This is a genomic window from Nocardia sichangensis (assembly GCF_047200615.1).
Classification (GTDB): domain Bacteria; phylum Actinomycetota; class Actinomycetes; order Mycobacteriales; family Mycobacteriaceae; genus Nocardia; species Nocardia sichangensis.
Map to the genome: position 1 here is coordinate 81,639 of NZ_JBJZOK010000001.1, position 18,123 is coordinate 99,761.

Genomic DNA, 18,123 nt, shown 5'->3' on the forward strand with positions numbered 1-18,123 from the left:
CCGTATCCCCTGTCCGCCGGACGCACGGCTGCCGCCGCAGCGGCCCAGTGCGCACGCTCGCCCGCTGCCAGCCCGGCTTACGGTGCCGCACACAGCGTTCCGGTTGGTGCTCGTTCATGCGACGCCTCCTTTTCCGGCGGTCCCGAACAGCAGCTCGGACAGATAGTCGTGCAGCTTGTGGAATTCCGGTGTCCGCATCATCTCGGGCAGCCGTGGACGCGGCAGATCGATCTCGACCAGTTCCAGCACCCGCCCCGGCCGCGGGCTCATCACGGCCACCACGTCGGACAGGAACACCGCCTCCGCGATGCCATGGGTCACCATCAACGTCGTCGCGGGCTTCTCGGTCCAGATCCGCAGCAACTCCAGATTGAGCCGCTGCCTGGTCATGTCGTCCAGCGCTCCGAACGGTTCGTCCAGCAGCAGCACGGTGGGCTTCACCACCAGTGCGCGCGCGATCGAGACGCGCTGGCGCATGCCGCCGGACAGCTGCGCGGGCTTGGCCTTCTCGAAGCCGTCCAGCCCGACCAGGCGGATCAGGTCATCGATCTGCCCCGGCTCCGGCGTGATGCCCGCGACCTGGAGCGGCAGCGCGATATTCGACGCCACCGATCGCCACGGCAGCAGCGCCGAATCCTGGAAGGCGATGCCGAACGCGTGCTTGCCGCGCAGTTCGGCGGGCGTCGAGCCGTCGATCAGCGCCTTGCCCGCCGTCGGCGTCTCCAGGCCAGCGAGAATGCGCAGCACCGTCGACTTGCCGCAGCCGGACGGACCGAGCAGCGACAGGAACGCGCCCTGCTCGGTGTGCAGATCGACGCTCGCCAGCGCCTGCACGGTTTTCCGCCCGACCCGGAAGGTCTTGGTCAATCCGCTGAGATGAATTCCGGTCCCCCCGGCGGTATCGCTCTCCGTGCTCATGACGGCCACCATAGGAGCACCCCGTTGCACGGACATTGCGAATGGTGTCGCCAGATTGCGCAATCGTTACGGTCCGCACCGCGCATTTCCGATCGCGGCGATCCGAACGGATGAGATACGCCCCGCCGCGGGTTACACGACAGGTGAACCCGATCCTCACGCTGCTCGACGCCAAGCTGCACATCGCGGGCTCGGAGATCCTCTGGCGCGAGGTGGTCGGCAACGGCTTCGGCTTGGCTTCCGCGATCGGCGGCATGCGGCGGCGGGTCTGGGCCTGGCCCGTCGGCATCGCCGGGAACGCGCTGCTGTTCACCGTATTCGTCGGTGGGGTGTTCCACACTCCGCAGCAGCTGAACATGGCCGGACAGGCCGGACGCCAGCTGATGTTCATCGCGGTCAGCGTGTACGGCTGGTGGAGCTGGTACCGGCACGCGGCACGCGGGACCGCGCTCGAGCACCGCGGCGTCGACCCGCGCTGGGCGAGCACGCGCGAACGCGTCGTCCTGGTGGTGGCGATGCTCGCGGGCACGGCCGTTTTCGCCCAGCTCTTCGAATGGCTCGGTTCCTACGGCCCGTGGGCCGAGGCATGGATCTTCACCGGCTCGGTGCTGGCCACCTACGGCATGGCCAGGGGGCTGGCCGAGTTCTGGTTGATCTGGATCGCGGTCGACCTGGTCGGCATTCCACTGCTGGTGCGTGCGGGCTACTACCCGTCGGCGACGCTGTATCTGGTCTACGCGGGATTCGTAGCCTGGGGATTCCTCGTTTGGGCGCGAGCCATGCGCCGACCCACTGGCGCCGATGCGCCGCTGAATCGGTTCAGCACCGCCGATCGGTAACCGACCGACACTTGGTCCAGCTATCAGTAATTCGTTCGCTACCAGCCTGATCCGGGCTTCAATTTATTCCCAATGGTGGGAATAACTGTGGTGCCACGTGTTTGCCACACTTGCGAAGAAGCCCAAAACCGCACAGAGCCCGAGCTGCTCGACATCCTGATGACCGCGCCACACCACCGCTGGTAGGAACGATTTTCCGGCATGTGAGCGTCATGATCCGCGGGCCTGAGCACTTCGGCCCGCGGAGGAACAGCCAGCATGACATCGCCATACATCCGCGAGATCCGACTGATTGCCGATCATGTACTGGCGGTCCCGGAATGCTTCACGCCACACTATGTCTCCTCGGCGTGCGGGACGGAGTTCAGTGCAGTACCCTGCGCCGATCCGCAGGCACGCGAATTCGTGGCATACCCGGACGGCGGGCCGTTCTCGTCAATCGTGTTCCGCGGCCCGCGCACGGGGGCAGTCGGTTCACATGCCCTGGTGATCATGCACGTCGCGATGGACATCCGCATCACCCGCGCGGATATGGCCGGGATCTTCGAACTCCCGATGGAAAACACACGGGTCGACCCGAGGATTCCGCCCGAAGGAGCGGTTTCGTTCACCTCTGAGCATGGGGCGAGAAAGCTGCGCATCAGATTCCATGCCCGCTCGCAACTCCTCAGAGACATATCCGTACACGAGAACCGTGGACGAGCTCGGAGCCTCGGCAGCGGTAGCCCGGAATGAGACGTCTCCGCGAACTGTTCCTGAACCTGACGACCGGCCTACGCCGCGATCTATCGAGATACGCGAATGCCGCATCGCACAATGTCCATAATCTCAGCGGAGAAGTCAACCTGACCGTCGCCAAGACAATTGACGCCGATCTCGCCGGTCGGGATGCCATCCGAAGGGAAACCCTGGAAATCCCGGAATACCAGAAACGCCTACAGCGGCTCGGCTACTCGACGTCCGTAGAGACCGGGCTGGGCGGAGAAGTCGACGAAATCGCCGGGTTGTCCGAGGACCTCATTCGTCAGATCCAGGACGTACAGCAGTTCGGATGGACCATTCGCTACGGAAAGAGAGGGGACGGAACCTATGCCGACTACGACGAGAAGGCTGTTGTTCTCGATCGCAATATGGAAGGCAACGCCAGAGCCTCCGCCGATGCGCTCGCACATGAGATCGACCATGCCCACCCCGGTAATCCGCATAACGACGCCCCCTCGCCGCCGATGGGCCGAACGCGGGAGCAATGGGTGGTCGATCATGTGGACCGGTCGCTGCGGAACGAGGGCCATGCCGTCATGTCACAGCTCGCCATACGCCGCCAGATACTCGAAAATGGCGGGCCGGACATCAATCACAGCGTCTCGGGGAAATACCGCAGGATTTATGAGAGATATCGCGGTGGAGAGTTCTCCCACGACGAGGCGGTACAACGAATAGCTGATCACTATCGCTTCGAGAGAGGAAGCCACAGCAATATGTCGTACGGCCAGAACTTCCGTCAGTGGTACGAAGATTATTGGGACACTTGGATCGCGCAGACGGCGTGAGCGCCTACACCACGTCGACCCGCACGCCCGCCGCCCGGATCGCCTGCACCGCCCCCGGATCCGCGCCGGTATCGGTGACCAGCACCTGCACCTGCTCGATGCCGCAGATGCGGGCCAGTGCGGTGCGCTCGAGCTTGTCCGCGGTGGCCACCACCAGCACCCGGCCGGAACGCCGCACCATCTCGGTGGTCACCCCGGCCTCGTCGATGTGCCTGCACTGGGCGCCGCCCTCGACGGAGATCGCGTTCACGCCGAGCACGAGATCGTCGAGCCGCAGTTCGGCCAGCGCCCGTTCGGCCAGCGGCCCGTGCAGCTCATAGGACTCGCGCCGGGCCACACCGCCGAGAACGATCGTGCGCACGTGTGGCCGCAGCACCATCTCCCCCGCGATGTTCAGCGCGTTGGTGACCAGAGTGAGCTGCTCGTCACCGGCCGATCCGAGATCCGTGCGCACGGCCAGCGCCCTGGCCACCGCCGTGGTGGTGGTGCCGCCGTTCATCCCGACCACCGCGCACGGATCGACCAGCGACGCGGCGTGTTCGGCGATGCGCTGCTTGGCCTCGCCCGCACTCTGCCGGTAACGCGCGGGCAGATCGTAGGCCACCGAGGTCGCCACCACACCGCCGTGTGTCCTGGTGGCCAGCTGCTGTTCGGCGAGCGCGGTGAAATCGCGACGCACCGTAGCGGCGGACACACCGAGCCGCTCGGCGGCCTCCTCCACCGAAAGCCGCCCGGATTCGGCGAGCAATTCCAGCAACCGGTTCCACCGTTGCGGACGATCCGACGGCCCGGTCATCTCACACCGCCCCGCTCGCGCGGGCAACCTGCTGTTTCGGCGAACACGCGAACAATATGAACACACGCACCCACCGACCGCGGAAATCCGCACGGCCGACACCGACCCCGCTCAGAACACATCGGCCTCGACGGTGGGCCGGGCCGGAAGCGCCGCGGTAGCGGGAAGACGCCCGTCTTCCGCACCCGGATCGCGCGCCTGGGAAAGACCGGAATTCACGAAGTAGGCGATCTCTTCGCAGATCTCGTCCAGACTCACCGCCGAACCCGGCGACGTACCCTGCACCAATTCCTGAGCGAGTGAGGTGACCGCGCCGATCACGGCCAGCGCGAAGAGATCGAAACGCCGCGGACCGGTCTCGCCACGGCCGACAGCGCGTTCGGCCTCGCTGATCAGCAGCGCCGACAGCAGACCACGCTGCTGCCTGCGCCACTGCTCCACCGCCGTGCTCACGCCGACCACCTCGACATAACAGACCCGCGCGGACCGGGCGTCGGCGCACGTGACGCTCAGATAAGCGCGGAAACTCGCTACCACGCGGGTGGGCAAGGGCTCGTTCTCGGTGGCCGCCAGTGCGGTCAGCGCGCGTTCCAGCGCACGGGAGGTGATGCGATTCGCCAGGGCGATGAGCAGCGCTTCGCGGCTGCCCATGTCCTCGTAGAAGCTGCGCGTGGAGACGTTCGCCACGGCGCAGAGGCGCTCGATCGAGGTGGCCGCGTATCCCTGGGTGCCGAATAGTTCGAGAGCGGCATCGATCAGGCGGGTCTGCCGCTGGGCAACCCGCTGTTCCTTGGACAGCCCGCCGTAGCTGCGACCGTCCTTGGGTCCGTGATCCCGCCGTGTCACCTCTCGATGCTACCGCGCGGCTACCTTCCATCAGCGCGCCGAACGGTGGCGGCGCGGCGATTCCGTCATCCCGGTGCGCCAGTTCTCGCAGGCTATTTCACGCTTCCCGCGGTCAACCCCGCCACCAGACGCTTCTCGATGAGAGCGAACAGCAGCACCACCGGGACGATGCCGACGGTGGAGATCGCGAACACGTATTGCCACGCGGTGTCGTACTGGCCGACGAACTTGGTCAGCGCCACCGACAGCGGTTGGTTCTCCGGCGTGGTGAGCACGACCAGGCTGGCGGCGAATTCGTTCCAGCACGCCACCACGACGAAGATCGTCGCCGTCACGATGCCGGGCCACACCAGCGGCAGGCTCACCCGGACCAGGATCTGCCCGCGCCCGAGCCCGTCGAGCATCGCGGCTTCCTCGATCTCCACCGGGATCGCGGCGAAGAAACTGTGCAGGATCCACACCGCGAACGACAGGTTGAACGCGGCGTTCACCAAGATCATCGCCAGCCAGGTGTCGTTGATGCCGAGCGCGAAGAACTCCCGGATCAACCCGGTGACCAGCACCGTCGGCTGCAACATCTGGGTCACCAGCACCACGCCGAGAAACACCAGGCGCCCCGGAAAACGGTGCCGCGCCGTGTAATACCCGGCCGGAATCGCCACGGCCAGCACCAAAGCGGTGGCGCAGACCGCGATGATGATCGTGCTGGCCAGGTTGAACGGAAGCGGAGTCTCGGGGGTGTCCCACATCGTCGCGTAGTTGTCCGGATGCCAGGACTGCGGCAGATACGTCGGCGGGATGCGCAGGATCTCGGCTCTGCTCTTCAGCGAACCGAGCACCATCACGACGAACGGCAGCAGGAACACCGCGGCGAGCACCACGCCGACGGCGGTGAGCTCCCAGCGGCGTCGTGCACGCCGCGCGGGCGCCGCCGGGGCGGGCGGCGTCGCCGTGGCCTGCTCGCGTACCTCCACCCGCGTCGTCATCGGTCGATCTCCGCGGTCGGACGGACCAGCTTCACGTAGATCGCGATGACGACGACGATCAGCGCGAAGTTCAGCACGCTCATCGCCGCGGCGGTGTCGACCTGCTGGTTCTGCCGGATCAGCTTGAAGGTCAGCGTCGTCGTGGTGTCCGCCGAGAAGCCTGCGATGCTTCCGGTGATCACTTGCAGGATCGGCAGCGAGTTGAACACGTTGATGATGTTGATGATGGTCGCCACCGCGATCGCCGGACGCAGCTGCGGCAATGTGAGATGGCGGTAGCGCTGCCAGGCGCTCGCGCCGTCGACCCGCCCCGCCTCCTCGATCTCCGCCGGAATGGCTTGCAGTCCGGCCAGAATCGTGTAGGTGGTGAACGGCACCGAGACGAACACCGCGACGCCCATCGCCACGAGGAACGCCTGCGTCGGCTGCTTGGCGAACCCGTATCCGCGGTCGAGCAGGCCGATGTCCACCAGGAACCGATTGGCGATGCCCACGTCCGGATCGAGCATGTAGTAGAAGATCGTGGTCGTCATCACGACCGACGCCGCCCACGGCACCAGGATCGCCATCCGCACCGCGGCGCGGCCGGGGAACTCCTTGTTCAGGAATTGGGCCAGCGCCGCGGACAACGCCAGCGTGACCAGCACGACGCCGACCACCCAGACCACCGTGTGGACCAGCACCGAGCCGAGTTCCGAGATGTCGAACAGCGCCCGGTAATTGGCCAGTCCGGCGGCACCCCGGTCCTGGCCGTAGGCGCTGAGGTCCCTGGTGCTGGTCCACAGCATGTAGCAGGCCGGGAAGGCGACAACGGCCGCGATCAGGACCAGTGACGGCCCGATCCACGGCAGTGCCGCCAGTACTCCTCTGCGCCGCACGCTATTTCGTTGCTTCCTGGATCCGTTGCAACACCTGAGCGGGGTCGGCGCCCTGTGCGATGGTGCCCATCTGCTGGCGGATCACCCCTTGCGCCACGGCCCATTTCGGGTTGTTGCTCGGATAGAACCTCGCGACCGGAAGCGTGGCGGCGAACGCCTTCGTCACCGGGTCCTCGGCGAGGGCGGTGGCGGCACTGTGGGTGATCGGGATGAAGCCCTCGTGCTTGACGAAGTCCGCGTATACCGCCGCCGAATAGAAGTAGTCGAGGAACTTCTTGATCGACTCGGCCTTGGCGCCGTCCTTCTTGAACGCCATCAGATGATCGGCCACCCCGAGCGTGACCGGGTTCCCGGTCTTGGTCGGCGAAGGCGCGGTCGCGTACCGCAGACCCGGATTCTTCGCGGTGATCTGACCGATGGTGGGCGGCAGGGCTTCGATCATGCCGATCTTGCCCTGGATGAAGGCGTTGATCACGTCCTTGCGGTCGGTCGCGCCCGGATTCGGCTGCGTCGCACCGGCGTCGATCAGCTCACGCATGGCCCGCACCCCTTCCAGGTTCTCCGGGGTGTCCACGGTGACCCGGTCGCCGTCGGCCCACGAGCCACCCGCGCCGAAGGTCCAGATGGAGGTTTCGCCCTGCGCCTCCTCGCTGCCCAGCGGGAGCCCGTACCCGGAGACGCCGCCGCCCAGCGCCTGAATCTTCTTCGCCGCGTCGGTCAGCTCGGCCCAGTTCTTCGGCGGCCGGACGATGCCCGCTTTCTCGAACAGTTCGGTGTTGTAGAACAGGGTTCGGGTGGAGGCGAACAGCGGCAGCGCGTATTGCGTGCCGTTCAGCGCCGCGTTCTGCGCGAAAGCGGGCTGGATGTCGGCCAGCACCGGCGCGGAGACGATGTCGGTCGCCGGGTAGAGCAGGCCGTCGCCCGCGAAGCTGGCGTAGGCGTCGATGTTGAGGATGTCCGGGGTGGTCGACTGCGACTGGAGCTTGGTGCGCACCACGTCGTTGATCGAGTTCCACGACTCCATCTGCAGATTGACGGTGATGCCCGGGTTCTGCTTCTGGAATTCGGCGATGATGCCGTCCCACAGCGCCTTGGTGCCCGTGGCGCCGTCGCTGTAGGCGGGAGCGAGGAAATTGATCGTGGTAGCCGAGTCCGCACCACTTTTCGAACCGAACCCACAGGACGACAGGGCCAGCGCGACGCCGGTGACCATCGCGACTCCGGCAAGCACGCGGTGGAATGGTCTTTTCACGAGCAGAACCTTTCAGATTTACCCACCCGGCGCCAGCGGAGCCGCCGATGATGGGAGGACACACCGTCGGTGCACCTCAATCTAGCCCGAATTGTGATCATATGTGACCGTTTTGGAGCGAAATTTGACATAAACGATCATTCGGAGTGAAGCTGATTGCGTGCCTACGCCTGCCGACCACACGCCGCAGCCGCATCTGGTCACCGAAGTGGCCACCCAGCCGGACGATTGGACGCACGCCGCCGCCGTCGCGGCGGAACATCGCGCCGTACTGCCGAAACCGGGCGAGCGGGTCGCGGTGATCGGTTGCGGCACGTCGTATTTCATGGCGCGCGCCATCGCGGCACTGCGCGAGGGCGCGGGTCATGGCCTCACCGACGCCTGGCCCGCCAGCGCGGTCCGCGCTCGCGAGTACGACCGCTACCTGGTGATCTGCCGCTCCGGCACCACCACCGAAGTGGTGCGCGCGATGCGGGACATCCCGGCGCACGTCCCTCGGACGGTGATCTGCTCCAGTCCCGGCACGCCCGTCCTCGAACTGGGCGACCCGATCCTCATCGACCAGGTCGACGAGCGGTCGGTGGTGCAGACCCGCTTCGCGACGACCACCCTCGCCATCCTGCGCAACCACCTCGGCGAAGACCTCACCTCGGTGATCGCCCGAGCGCGCGCGGTGCTCACCGAGGATCCCGCCGCGTCGCTGGCCGCGGTCCGCCACGCCGAGCAGATCAGTTTCGTCGGTATGGGATTCGCGGCGGCCATCGCCGAGGAGGCGGCGCTCAAGCTGCGCGAATCCTGTCAGTCCTGGACGGAGGCGTATCCGGCGACGGAGTACCGCCACGGCCCGATCGCCATCTCGGCGCCCGGCCGGGCGGTCTGGGCGTTCGGCCCACTCGAGCCGGGCTTCGCCGACGACGTCGCCGCCACCGGCGCCCACCTGGAGCATCGCGACATCGACCCGATGGCGGACCTGGTCCGAGTGCATCGGCTCTGCCTCCTGCGTTCCGCCGACCTGGGATTGGACCCCGACCACCCGCGCGGCCTGAATCGCTCGGTGGTTTTGAAGTCGTGACCGAGGGCCTGCGGTGAGCATTCGCCGTACCGCGCCGGGTGCGGACGGCATCGTCGCGCCCGCAGCCACACCGTCGGCCTCGAGTCGACTCGAACTCGTGACATCACCACAGGCCGCATGCGCACCGTCGCGGGAGCCACCACGAACTACTGTGCCGAGGATGGGAACCGAGCAGCCGCGTGCGCCGTCGGGTGCGTCCGTGTCCGGATCGCGCGGCGCGGGGACGGACCGCGCCTGCCCCGGCGACCGGCCGACCGCGCGGCGAGGTTCGGCCGGGCAGCCCACGGACATACTCGGCGCAGCGGCGCGGGCGCTGCCGGACGACGTGCTCGTGCTCGGCATGGATGTCGGCGGCACCACCATCAAAGGCGAGATCACCGACGCGGGGGGCGCTGCGCTGGCCGTGGGCACCGTGGCTACACCGCATGGTCCGGCCGCGTTCGATGCCATGGGCGAGCTGGGCGATCGGTTACTCGGGGGACTCCCGGAATCCGACCGCCGCCGGGTACGTCGCGCCGCCGTCGTGCTGCCCGGCATCGTCGACACCGCCCGGTCGGTCGCCGTGTTCAGCAGCAACGTCGGCTGGCGGGACGTGCACGTGGGCGACCGCTTCCCCGAGCGCTGGGGTGTACCGACGCTGATCGAACACGATGTCGCCGTGGCCGGTTGGGCGGAATGGCGGTACGGCGCAGGGCAGGGCCACGAGAATGTGTGCGTCGTCATTCTCGGCACCGGTATCTCGGGCACGCTGTCGGTCGGCGGGAGGCTGGTGCGCAGCAGCTACGGCCAGGTCGGCGAGTACGGGCACGTGCCGGTGCGGCGTGCGGGCGGATTGCCCTGCCCCTGCGGCAATACCGGATGCGTCGAGACGGTCGCCTCGGGCGCGGCCATCGCGCGGGCCTACACCCGACGCACCGGACGCGAGACCAGCGGCGCGGCGGAAGTTTTCGCACTCATGTCCACCGACCCCGACGCCGCCGCCGTCGTGGCGGACGCGGTCGACGCGCTCGCCGACGGTCTGGTCGGCATCGTCCACGCGGCCTGCCCCGAACTCGTCGTCCTCGGCGGCGGGCTCGCCGGAGCGGGCGCGGCGCTCACTGACCCACTGCACCGCGCCCTGTCCGACCGGCTCCGCCTGGTCCCCGCTCCCCGAGTCGTCCTCGGCCGGTTCGGCGCACGCGCGGGCTTGGCAGGCGCCGCCCTCTTCGCCCGCAGCGGAGCGTTGACATGACGTCACCCGCGCGGCCGGCGAACCGAGGACCCCACGTCTCGCCGAGCGTGCCTCTCGACAAGGGCCCCGCGCGGGTCTTCAGGGCCGGATCGTCGTACGGGCGACCGCGCGGCGGCTCGATGGCAGCACAGCCCGGCCACATGGTCGGCACCGCGAGTAGCGCCCATGATCCGAGGTCGAATCCCGTCGAGACGGTTGCCGCCGGACACGGTGACCACCTGCGCGCCTCGAACCCGTGCGGCGCGGTCCCGCACCCGACGACGTACCGCTTCCGGATCATCCCGGCCGCCCGGCCGTTCGTCGACAGTCGCGCACGGCAAACTTCAGCCAGCACAGTGGACATCCCTATCCAGCAGCCGGTCCGCGCGAGCCGAGGGGCACTCGAATGACAGCACACACACAGCTCATCCGGGGGCGCATCGTCTCGGCGAGCGTCACGGTGGACGACGGCGTAGTGATGGTGTCCGGGGATCGGATCGACGCGGTGCGGTCGTTCGCGCAGTGGCGCGCGACGCATCGCGATTTACCTGAGCCGCCATTTTCGGGAACCGTGCTGCCGGGGCTTGTGGACATTCACAATCACGGCGGATTCGGGTACCGGTTCGATACCGTGCGCGGTGAGCAGGCCCGCGCGGCGGCGCAATCGCACCATGCGCGCGGCTCGACCACCGTGGTGGCGAGCGTGGTCACCGGCCCCGCCGCGGAAATGGTGGCGCAGACCGCCACCTTGCGCGAACTCGCCGAGGAAGGCGCGCTCGGCGGTATCCACGTCGAGGGACCCTTCCTGTCCGCGGCGCGCTGCGGGGCGCAGGACCCGCGATATCTGTGCGACCCCGATCTCGGGTTGACCGACCGGCTGCTGGAAGCGGGTGGCGCGCACCTGCGCGCGATGACGCTCGCGCCGGAACGTCCCGGCTACGCGGCCGTCGCGCGGCGGCTGACCGACAACGGCGTGGTGGTCGCGCTCGGCCACAGCGACACCGACTACGCGTCGTTCCGGAACGCGCTGGCTCCCAAAGGATCAGGAAGCCTCGTGACGCACTTGGCGAACGGCATGCCACCGCTGCATCACCGGAAGCCGGGCCCGGTCGCCGCGGCGCTGGCGGCCGCCGCGGGCGGTGACGTGACGGTGGAGCTGATCGGCGACGGCGTGCACGTGGATCCGGGCTTCGCCGCGCTGGTGTTCGCGACCGCGCCGGGGCGAGTCGCGCTGGTCACCGATGCCATGCAGGCCGCGGGGCTCGGCGACGGCGAGTACCAGCTCGGTCCGCAGCCGGTGACGGTCCGTGCCGGCGTGGCGCGCATCGCGGACGGCTCGATCGCGGGCGGCGTCAGCACCCTGCTGGAATGCGTCGCGCGGGCCGTGCGCGACGCCGGCGTCCCGCTGCGCGCGGCGGTCCTGGCGGCCACCTCCGTTCCGGCCGCCGCGCTCGGGCTCGCCGACGTCGGTGACCTGCGGCCCGGCTATTTCGCCGACATATTGACAGTCCGTGACAATCTCCACTTGCGTGGGGTGCTCAGACGTGGACAGTGGTTGAAGTGATCCTCACCGTGACAATGAATCCCGCGTACGACATGACCTATCGCGTCGAACGCTTCGAACGCGGGCAGGCCCACCGGGTCCGGTCGGTGGAGCAGCGCATCGGCGGCAAGGGCATCAACGTGACCCGGGTACTGAATCAGCTCGGCAAGTACGCCAGGGCCACCGGGTTCTCCGACCACGCCTTCGCGGCCGCCGCCGAACTGGAGATGCCGGTCGACTTCGTGCACGCGCTGCCCTGGGTGCGCCGCACCGTGGTGATCAGCGAATCCGAGGACGGCACGGCTACCGCGCTCTGGGAGCCGGGTGCGCGAGTCTCCAATCCGCATGCCGCCGAACAGTTGTCGGTCCGGGTGGCGGGACTGCTCCCGGAAATCGCCGGATTGGTCATCTCCGGGTCGCTGCCCGGCGGCATCGAACCCTCCCTGCCCGCCGAGATCGCCCGCACCGCCATCGCGGCCGACGTGCCCACCATCTGCGACGTCGACGGCGAAGCGCTGCGCTTGGCCGCCCAGGTGCCCGGCATCGTGCTCACTCCGGACGAGACCGAATTACAGCGCCTCATCGGCACCCGGCCGACGACCGCCGACGACATCGTCATCGCCGCGAAGCCGCTGATCGACAACGGAGTGCGCGCCCTGATCGCGACCCGCGGTCCCGAGGGGATCGTCGCGGTGACCGCCGACGGCGCGTGGACCGGGGCGCTCGCCGAACCGCTCGCCGGAAACCCCACCGGCGCGGGCGATGCCGCGGTGGCGGCGGTGATCGCCGCCCTTTCCTCCGAATCGCGCCCGGACTGGGCCGCCCTGCTCGCCGACGTGGTCGCGACCTCCGCGGCCGCCGTGGTGGTTCCGGTGGCCGGCGAGATCGACCGCTCCCTGCGCACCCGCCTCGCCCCGACCGTCCAGGTTCGGGAACTGGACATCTCCACACCGCAGAAGACTTCTCCATGACGGCCGAGCCGGTTCGCCGCTGCGCGCGAACGTGCGGAACGCTCCCGCGATGCGGGCGAGCCGGGCGATCCCGCGACCCTGGTCGCTTACGCGGCTCGCATGGCGAACCACATGCCGCGTTCACCCGCCGACGACCTCGGCATGCGGCGAGCCGGCCACGGACGCGCAAGCCGGTCCCCAACGCATCCGGTCGCGCCTCCGCCGTAAACCCTGTACGCCGCTCGCCCTTGAAAGCACGCAACCATGCCGCTGACCTCGATACCGGATCTGATCGCCACGGCCCGCCCCGGCGGACTCGGCGCCTTCAACGTGATAACCCTCGAGCATGCCGAGGCGATCGCGGCCGCCGCGGAATCGGCGAGAAAGCCGGTGGTGCTGCAACTGTCGGAGAACACCGCGCGCCATCACCGCGGCATCGCCCCGCTGGCACTGGCCTGCCTGCGCATCGCCGCCGACAGTGAGGCCGCGATCGCGGTGCATCTCGACCACGCCACCAGCACCGAATTGATCCATGCCGCCGTCGATCTCGGCATCCGCTCGGTGATGTACGACGGCTCGGCCCTCGACTACGCCGACAACCGCGCCGCCACCGCCGCGATCACCGCTTGGTGCCACGAGCGCGGTGTGCACATCGAGGCCGAGCTCGGCGAGGTGGGCGGCAAGGACGGCGCCCACGCGCCCGGCGCACGCACCGATCCCGACGAGGCGGTCGAATTCGTGACCGCTACCGGCGTCGACGCACTCGCGGTCGCCGTCGGCTCCTCGCACGCCATGCACACCCGCACCGCCGAACTCGACAACGACCTCATCGCCCACTTGGCCGCGAAGGTCCCGGTCCCCCTGGTGCTACACGGCTCATCCGGCGTCCCCGATCACGGCCTGCGCGCCGCCGTCGAACACGGCATGACGAAGATCAACATCGCCACCCGCCTCAACATCCGGATGACCGCCGCCATCCGCGCCCGCCTAGCCGCAGCCCCCGACCTCTCCGACCCACGCGAATACCTCACCCCCGCCCGCACCGCCATCCAGTCCGAAGTCGAACACTTCCTCCACCTCCTCGCCGGTTGACCGCCACGAGTGGCACACCATCGAGAGGCCTTCTCGCGTTTTGCCGCAGCCATGTGCCACTCGCGAGATTTGTCGGGGGTGGTGGGGAGGATGGGGGTATGGGGGAGATCGGGGAGGTTTTTCCGGGGAGTTGGGCGGTACGAGCGGGGGTGGTAAGCGCTTGGGAGTTGCGGAAGGACTTCGAGCGTGTGCTTCCGGATGTTTATGTCCGCAAGGGGATTCGGCTGGATGCGCGGGGGCGCGCGCAGGCGGTCGCGCATTGGGTCAAGGGCACCGGGATTCTGGTCGGGTTCTCCGCGGCGGCTATGCATGGGACGCAGTGGCTGGACGACAAGCCCGCCGAGATCGCGCTGTCGACTCGTGCCCGGCCGCCGCGGCACGTGCTGGTCTATCGGGACGCCATACCAGCGGACGAAGTATGCGGCGTCGGCGGATTCCGGTGCACCACACCAGCGCGGACCGCGTTCGACCTGGCCCGACGCCTCGACTTCGGCGAGGCGGTCGAAGTCGTCGACGCCCTCTGCAACGCGACCCGGCTGACCACCGCGGACATCGAGCGGTTGGCCGAACGGCACCCGCGCGCACGCGGCGCCACGAGCTTGCGCCGAGTTCTGCCCTACATCGACGGCGGCGCCGAGTCCATCCAGGAGACGCGTACGCGCTTGCTGCTGCGGCAAGCGGGACTGCCCGCGCCGGAAACCCAGATCCGTATCCATGGCCCGGACGGAATGACCCTCGCACGCCTCGACATGGGCTGGCGCAAATGGCGAGTCGCCGTCGAATACGACGGAGCCCACCACTGGACCGACCGCGACCAGCGCGCCTGGGACATCGACCGCAGCGCCGTCCTGGAATCCCTCGGCTGGACCCTCATCCGAGTAAGCGCCGCCCTCCTGACCCACCGCCCCCGCACCATCACCACCCGGGCCCTCGACGCCCTCCGCCGGCACGGCGCCGACCTCTGACGAGTGGCACACCATCGAGAGGCCTTCTCGCGTTCTGCCGCAGCCATGTGCCATTCGTGGACCTGAGCGGCCGGCGACGCATGCGAGGGGGCTGCGCCGCCGGCCGGTTCCAGTGGTGGGCAGGGCAGTTGCCCACCGGTGAGGCTGTCGATGGATCGCTTCGCATCGACGGAGACACTCTTCCGGATGGAGCTGTGTTATGGGTGTCGTGAAGCTGAGAGTCTGCTGGGAGACGTGTCAGGTGAGGTCGGCGGTGCGGATCGCGGAGGTGAATCCCGCCCACTGGGTCGGCGTGAACGCCAGCGTCGGCGATGCGTCCGATGGGCCCTCGAACTTGCTGTCCCGAACCAGCACTCGACCACTGTCGAAGCACACCGCTACGCATGCCTGACTGTCGCTGGAATAGGACGACTTGAACCAGCCCGCCACAGGGAAATTCGAGCTATCCACAATTCGAGCTTACAAGTCGTCCGCTTTGGCCTCGATCAAGCGGAGGGAATCCGTCCGGGACATGGCGTGCTCGGCGAGCGCGCTGTCGAACATCGTGTTGAGATGCCGCACCAGCTCGGTCTCCTCGATCAGCCCGAGCTGGACAAGAGTCTCGCTCCACGCGACATCCGGCAGCAGCGGGTTCTCGAAGCCGATCACGTGAAAGGTCGCGCCGCTGAGCAGTACTCCGCCCGGCGCATCGAACGGGATGACCCTGATGTCCACGCTTTCCGGGTAGCGCTCGATCAGCGATGCCAGATGGCGAAGTTGCCCGCGAAGCACGTCGCCGCCACCGGTGCGGTGGGTAATCGCCGCTTCGCCGATCACGGCGAGCAAGCGTAACGGATCGGGCCCGGCCAATCTTTCCTGGCGGCGCATGCGGACCTCGACCCACCGGTCGATCTCGACCCTTCGAACCCGCGCGAGGTCGTTCGTGAACAGCGCCTGTGCGTACTCGCGCGTTTGCAGCAACCCAGGGATCAAGACGCTCTCGTAAGTCCGAATGCTCTGCGCCCCGTGCTCCAACCCGTAGAGGCGGATCACCTCGTCCGACAACAACTCCGCGTACTCCGACCACCAGCCGCGTCGCTTCGCGATGTCGCGGAGCCGCAACATCTCCGCACGTTCGTCCTGGTCGAATTCGAGCAAGCTCATCAACTTTCGCAGCTTGTCCTCGGCCAGGACGCGTTCTTTCTCCACCTTCGACCAATACGACAACGTGAACCCGAGTTCCTTGGCGATGACGGACGCGGAGACGTCGAACTCGGTGCGGCGGCGCTTGATCCGGAGCATGAGCTCCCAGCGCGCCACCGTGGGCGAGAGTGGTGCCATCGTCCGATGCGTCCTTCCGGCTCCGGCTGTTCGTGCAGATGACCGTACCCGGATCCACAGGCGGCCGAGTTTGTCAAATTGACTGGTCAACTTGACCTCTCGCCACTGTGGCGCCTACGCTTCTTGTGTTGCGCATCACAGCGGGGGCTTTCGACGGAACCCGCTCCGGCGGGGAGGGGGTTCTGATGTCCGTGCACGTCGTCGACCGCATGTGGATCGTGAGCGATCGGACGCCGCATCAGGCGCGGCGGGTCAGCGACGACGCGTGGGTGGTGTCCTATCTGCGTGGCCGGATGGTGAACACCGAGCAGGCGACGGCGGCTATCCAAGCGGCGGAGATGGTTTCGCTGACGGAGGAGTTGGTGCGCCCAGTCGGGCTCACCGCGCTGGAAGCGGTCGGCCTCGTCGTCCTCGAATCGCCGTGGGACACCGCGCCGTTGCGCACTCGGTTCCGATTGCCGCGTCCGGGCGGGCGGCATCGCCGATGATCCTTCAGGTGACGCCCGGCGCGAAAATTCGATCCAGGGGGTTGACGCAGTGGAACCGCTGCCCACCAAAGAGCTCGTCCTGAAGGCTTGCCGCATGGCGCCGCATCGCGCCCACCCAGTCCTGGAGTCGGCTCACCTACTCGCGGGATTACACCAGCGCCGCCTGCGCTGTGCACCGGGCGGGACGAACGAGATCGACCAGCACCGCGCCCGCCTCGTGCTCGTCATCGACCGCTGGGTCGCCACCGAGACGTCACCGCCGCACGGCGGCGCACACATGCACACCGAAACCGTGGGCATGGTGGTCGATCGGCTCGCGCAGTTCTCCGCCAGCGCGTACGACATCCTCTCCGGCGCGCCGGAATGGGCCGTGCACAACGCCTGGGAGCGCCTCGCCGAACTGTCGCTGGGCTATGAAGATCTCGCCTACGAGGTCGCGGCGGGCGTGCGCCGCCTCCCCTATCTCAGCGGCCCGCGCGGACACCCGTGATCAGTCCTCGCCCGGCCACGCATTGGCCTCGACCCGGGCGCGCACCCGCGCCACGTCGGCTTCGGACGGCATGTCGTTGGTGATCTTGGTGATCATCACCTGGATGTCGGTCTGGTCGATGTCCGCGCCGCCGGAGCCGGCCAGCTCGGCGGCGATCCGGGCCACCTCCGCGTCGGACAGGCGGCGGCGCAGCAGGGCGAGCAGCGGGATGTAGTCGGCTTCCGGGACCCCGTCCGGGTATCCCACCCGCAGCCAGCTGATGATCGCGTGCAGGAAGGGAGGCATCGACGGCGGCTCGGGTCAGTCGGAATCGGCGGGCGGATCGGCCAACGGCCAGCCGCCGGCCGCCAGATGGGACGCGACGCGAGCCACGTCATGCTCGTCCGGCTGCTCCTTGGCGAGCCGCGCGATGGCCTCCTCGATCTCGGTGTGCGTGATCTCGCTGCCCGAGTTCGAAGCGACCAGTTCCTCGGCGATCGCGACCACCTCGTAGTCGGTGAGGTGCCGGTGCAGCACGGCGAACAACGCCACGTAGTCCGACTGCGGCACGCCCTGCGGGTAGCCCGCGCGCAGCCAACCCACGACTTTGCCGAGCAGTTTCGGCCGAACCGGGGCTGGTTTCACTGGATCGGTCACGCTGGCACTCCTTACGCCTGCCCGAACAGATGGATGCCGAATTTGGCCGCCAGGAACGCCTTCGCCGTGTACAGAATGCCGGTGACGATCGCAACGACGACCAGCACGAAGCAGGCAAGCGCGACCGCGAGGGCCGGATAGTTACGCCGCATCGTGCCCGCGTCGGTGGTCGCGGTCATCGACCAGAACCGCACCCCGAGCGCGAAGATCATCGGCAGACCGGCGCCCAGCACCAGCCCGGCCACGATGACTTTCCACAAGGCGTTCAGATTGGTGACGAGAGTGTGCACGC

Annotated in this window: 22 protein-coding genes; 11 read left to right on the top strand and 11 right to left on the bottom strand. The window is 68.0% G+C overall.

Annotated features, from left to right (window positions below; translation table 11 throughout):
• Positions 1-114 precede the first annotated feature (114 nt).
• Positions 115-918, bottom strand: coding sequence for an ABC transporter ATP-binding protein (locus ACL03I_RS00450; protein ID WP_355071802.1), 804 nt, complete (start codon positions 916-918; stop codon positions 115-117).
• A 143-nt stretch (positions 919-1,061) separates the two neighbouring features.
• Here ACL03I_RS00450 and pnuC point away from each other — a divergent pair, with 143 nt between their 5' ends.
• The 3 genes from pnuC to ACL03I_RS00465 all read left to right on the top strand — a co-directional run bounded on the left by pnuC (position 1,062) and on the right by ACL03I_RS00465 (position 3,307).
• Positions 1,062-1,757 (top strand): nicotinamide riboside transporter PnuC, encoded by a 696-nt coding sequence (gene pnuC, locus ACL03I_RS00455; RefSeq protein ID WP_356962661.1) that lies wholly within the window; start codon positions 1,062-1,064, stop codon positions 1,755-1,757.
• A 258-nt stretch (positions 1,758-2,015) separates the two neighbouring features.
• Positions 2,016-2,492 carry a hypothetical protein gene (locus tag ACL03I_RS00460; RefSeq protein ID WP_412804859.1) on the top strand — a complete coding sequence of 159 codons (477 nt, stop codon included), beginning with the start codon at positions 2,016-2,018 and terminating at the stop codon, positions 2,490-2,492.
• Complete coding sequence (locus ACL03I_RS00465; protein ID WP_355071797.1) at positions 2,489-3,307, top strand: hypothetical protein; 819 nt, start codon at positions 2,489-2,491, stop codon at positions 3,305-3,307. Before ACL03I_RS00460 ends, ACL03I_RS00465 begins: the two co-directional genes overlap by 4 nt.
• Positions 3,308-3,311: 4 nt before the next feature.
• On the opposite strand, the gene ACL03I_RS00470 is transcribed toward ACL03I_RS00465, so the two are convergent.
• The 5 genes from ACL03I_RS00470 to ACL03I_RS00490 form a co-directional block, all read right to left on the bottom strand.
• Positions 3,312-4,103, bottom strand: coding sequence for a DeoR/GlpR family DNA-binding transcription regulator (locus ACL03I_RS00470; protein WP_355071795.1), 792 nt, complete (start codon positions 4,101-4,103; stop codon positions 3,312-3,314).
• A 111-nt stretch (positions 4,104-4,214) separates the two neighbouring features.
• Positions 4,215-4,949, bottom strand: a complete 735-nt coding sequence (locus ACL03I_RS00475; RefSeq protein ID WP_364424434.1) for a TetR/AcrR family transcriptional regulator — start codon at positions 4,947-4,949, stop codon at positions 4,215-4,217.
• A gap of 92 nt (positions 4,950-5,041) precedes the next feature.
• Positions 5,042-5,935 carry a carbohydrate ABC transporter permease gene (locus ACL03I_RS00480; protein ID WP_412804860.1) on the bottom strand — a complete coding sequence of 298 codons (894 nt, stop codon included), beginning with the start codon at positions 5,933-5,935 and terminating at the stop codon, positions 5,042-5,044.
• Positions 5,932-6,813, bottom strand: coding sequence for a carbohydrate ABC transporter permease (locus tag ACL03I_RS00485; RefSeq protein WP_412804861.1), 882 nt, complete (start codon positions 6,811-6,813; stop codon positions 5,932-5,934). Before ACL03I_RS00485 ends, ACL03I_RS00480 begins: the two co-directional genes overlap by 4 nt.
• 1 nt (position 6,814) lies before the next feature.
• Positions 6,815-8,065, bottom strand: coding sequence for an extracellular solute-binding protein (locus ACL03I_RS00490; RefSeq protein WP_355071787.1), 1,251 nt, complete (start codon positions 8,063-8,065; stop codon positions 6,815-6,817).
• Positions 8,066-8,225: 160 nt separating this feature from the next.
• Here ACL03I_RS00490 and ACL03I_RS00495 point away from each other — a divergent pair, with 160 nt between their 5' ends.
• From ACL03I_RS00495 to ACL03I_RS00520, 6 genes are all read left to right on the top strand, one after another.
• On the top strand, positions 8,226-9,137 hold the full coding sequence (locus tag ACL03I_RS00495; protein WP_355071785.1) for an SIS domain-containing protein: 912 nt from the start codon (positions 8,226-8,228) through the stop codon (positions 9,135-9,137).
• 160 nt (positions 9,138-9,297) lie between these two features.
• Positions 9,298-10,368 (top strand): ROK family protein, encoded by a 1,071-nt coding sequence (locus ACL03I_RS00500; RefSeq protein WP_412804862.1) that lies wholly within the window; start codon positions 9,298-9,300, stop codon positions 10,366-10,368.
• Between the two features lie 385 nt (positions 10,369-10,753).
• Positions 10,754-11,911, top strand: coding sequence for an N-acetylglucosamine-6-phosphate deacetylase (locus ACL03I_RS00505; RefSeq protein WP_412804863.1), 1,158 nt, complete (start codon positions 10,754-10,756; stop codon positions 11,909-11,911).
• Entirely contained in the window at positions 11,908-12,861 is a 954-nt protein-coding gene (locus tag ACL03I_RS00510; RefSeq protein WP_355071779.1) for a hexose kinase, read from the top strand. Before ACL03I_RS00505 ends, ACL03I_RS00510 begins: the two co-directional genes overlap by 4 nt.
• A 243-nt stretch (positions 12,862-13,104) precedes the next feature.
• Entirely contained in the window at positions 13,105-13,932 is an 828-nt protein-coding gene (locus ACL03I_RS00515; protein WP_364424451.1) for a class II fructose-bisphosphate aldolase, read from the top strand.
• 98 nt (positions 13,933-14,030) lie between these two features.
• Complete coding sequence (locus tag ACL03I_RS00520) at positions 14,031-14,897, top strand: DUF559 domain-containing protein (protein WP_412804864.1); 867 nt, start codon at positions 14,031-14,033, stop codon at positions 14,895-14,897.
• Positions 14,898-15,134: 237 nt separating this feature from the next.
• Here ACL03I_RS00520 and ACL03I_RS00525 read toward each other — a convergent pair whose 3' ends face one another.
• Together ACL03I_RS00525 and ACL03I_RS00530 are read right to left on the bottom strand one after the other, a co-directional pair.
• Positions 15,135-15,347: a DUF397 domain-containing protein gene (locus ACL03I_RS00525; RefSeq protein WP_412804865.1), complete on the bottom strand. Its 213-nt coding sequence runs from the start codon at positions 15,345-15,347 to the stop codon at positions 15,135-15,137.
• Positions 15,348-15,356: 9 nt separating this feature from the next.
• On the bottom strand, positions 15,357-16,217 hold the full coding sequence (locus ACL03I_RS00530) for a helix-turn-helix domain-containing protein (RefSeq protein WP_412804866.1): 861 nt from the start codon (positions 16,215-16,217) through the stop codon (positions 15,357-15,359).
• Positions 16,218-16,402: 185 nt separating this feature from the next.
• Between ACL03I_RS00530 and ACL03I_RS00535 the strand changes: the two genes are divergently transcribed.
• On the top strand, positions 16,403-16,705 hold the full coding sequence (locus ACL03I_RS00535; RefSeq protein ID WP_355071772.1) for a hypothetical protein: 303 nt from the start codon (positions 16,403-16,405) through the stop codon (positions 16,703-16,705).
• A gap of 49 nt (positions 16,706-16,754) precedes the next feature.
• Positions 16,755-17,195 (top strand): DUF4254 domain-containing protein, encoded by a 441-nt coding sequence (locus ACL03I_RS00540; protein ID WP_412804867.1) that lies wholly within the window; start codon positions 16,755-16,757, stop codon positions 17,193-17,195.
• On the opposite strand, the gene ACL03I_RS00545 is transcribed toward ACL03I_RS00540, so the two are convergent.
• From ACL03I_RS00545 to ACL03I_RS00555, 3 genes are read right to left on the bottom strand one after another with little or no spacing between them, the layout of a single operon-like run.
• Positions 17,196-17,480 (bottom strand): DUF3349 domain-containing protein, encoded by a 285-nt coding sequence (locus tag ACL03I_RS00545; RefSeq protein ID WP_355071768.1) that lies wholly within the window; start codon positions 17,478-17,480, stop codon positions 17,196-17,198.
• Between the two features lie 15 nt (positions 17,481-17,495).
• Positions 17,496-17,831, bottom strand: a complete 336-nt coding sequence (locus tag ACL03I_RS00550; RefSeq protein ID WP_355071767.1) for a DUF3349 domain-containing protein — start codon at positions 17,829-17,831, stop codon at positions 17,496-17,498.
• 11 nt (positions 17,832-17,842) lie between these two features.
• Positions 17,843-18,121 (bottom strand): hypothetical protein, encoded by a 279-nt coding sequence (locus ACL03I_RS00555; protein ID WP_412804868.1) that lies wholly within the window; start codon positions 18,119-18,121, stop codon positions 17,843-17,845.
• Positions 18,122-18,123 lie beyond the last annotated feature (2 nt).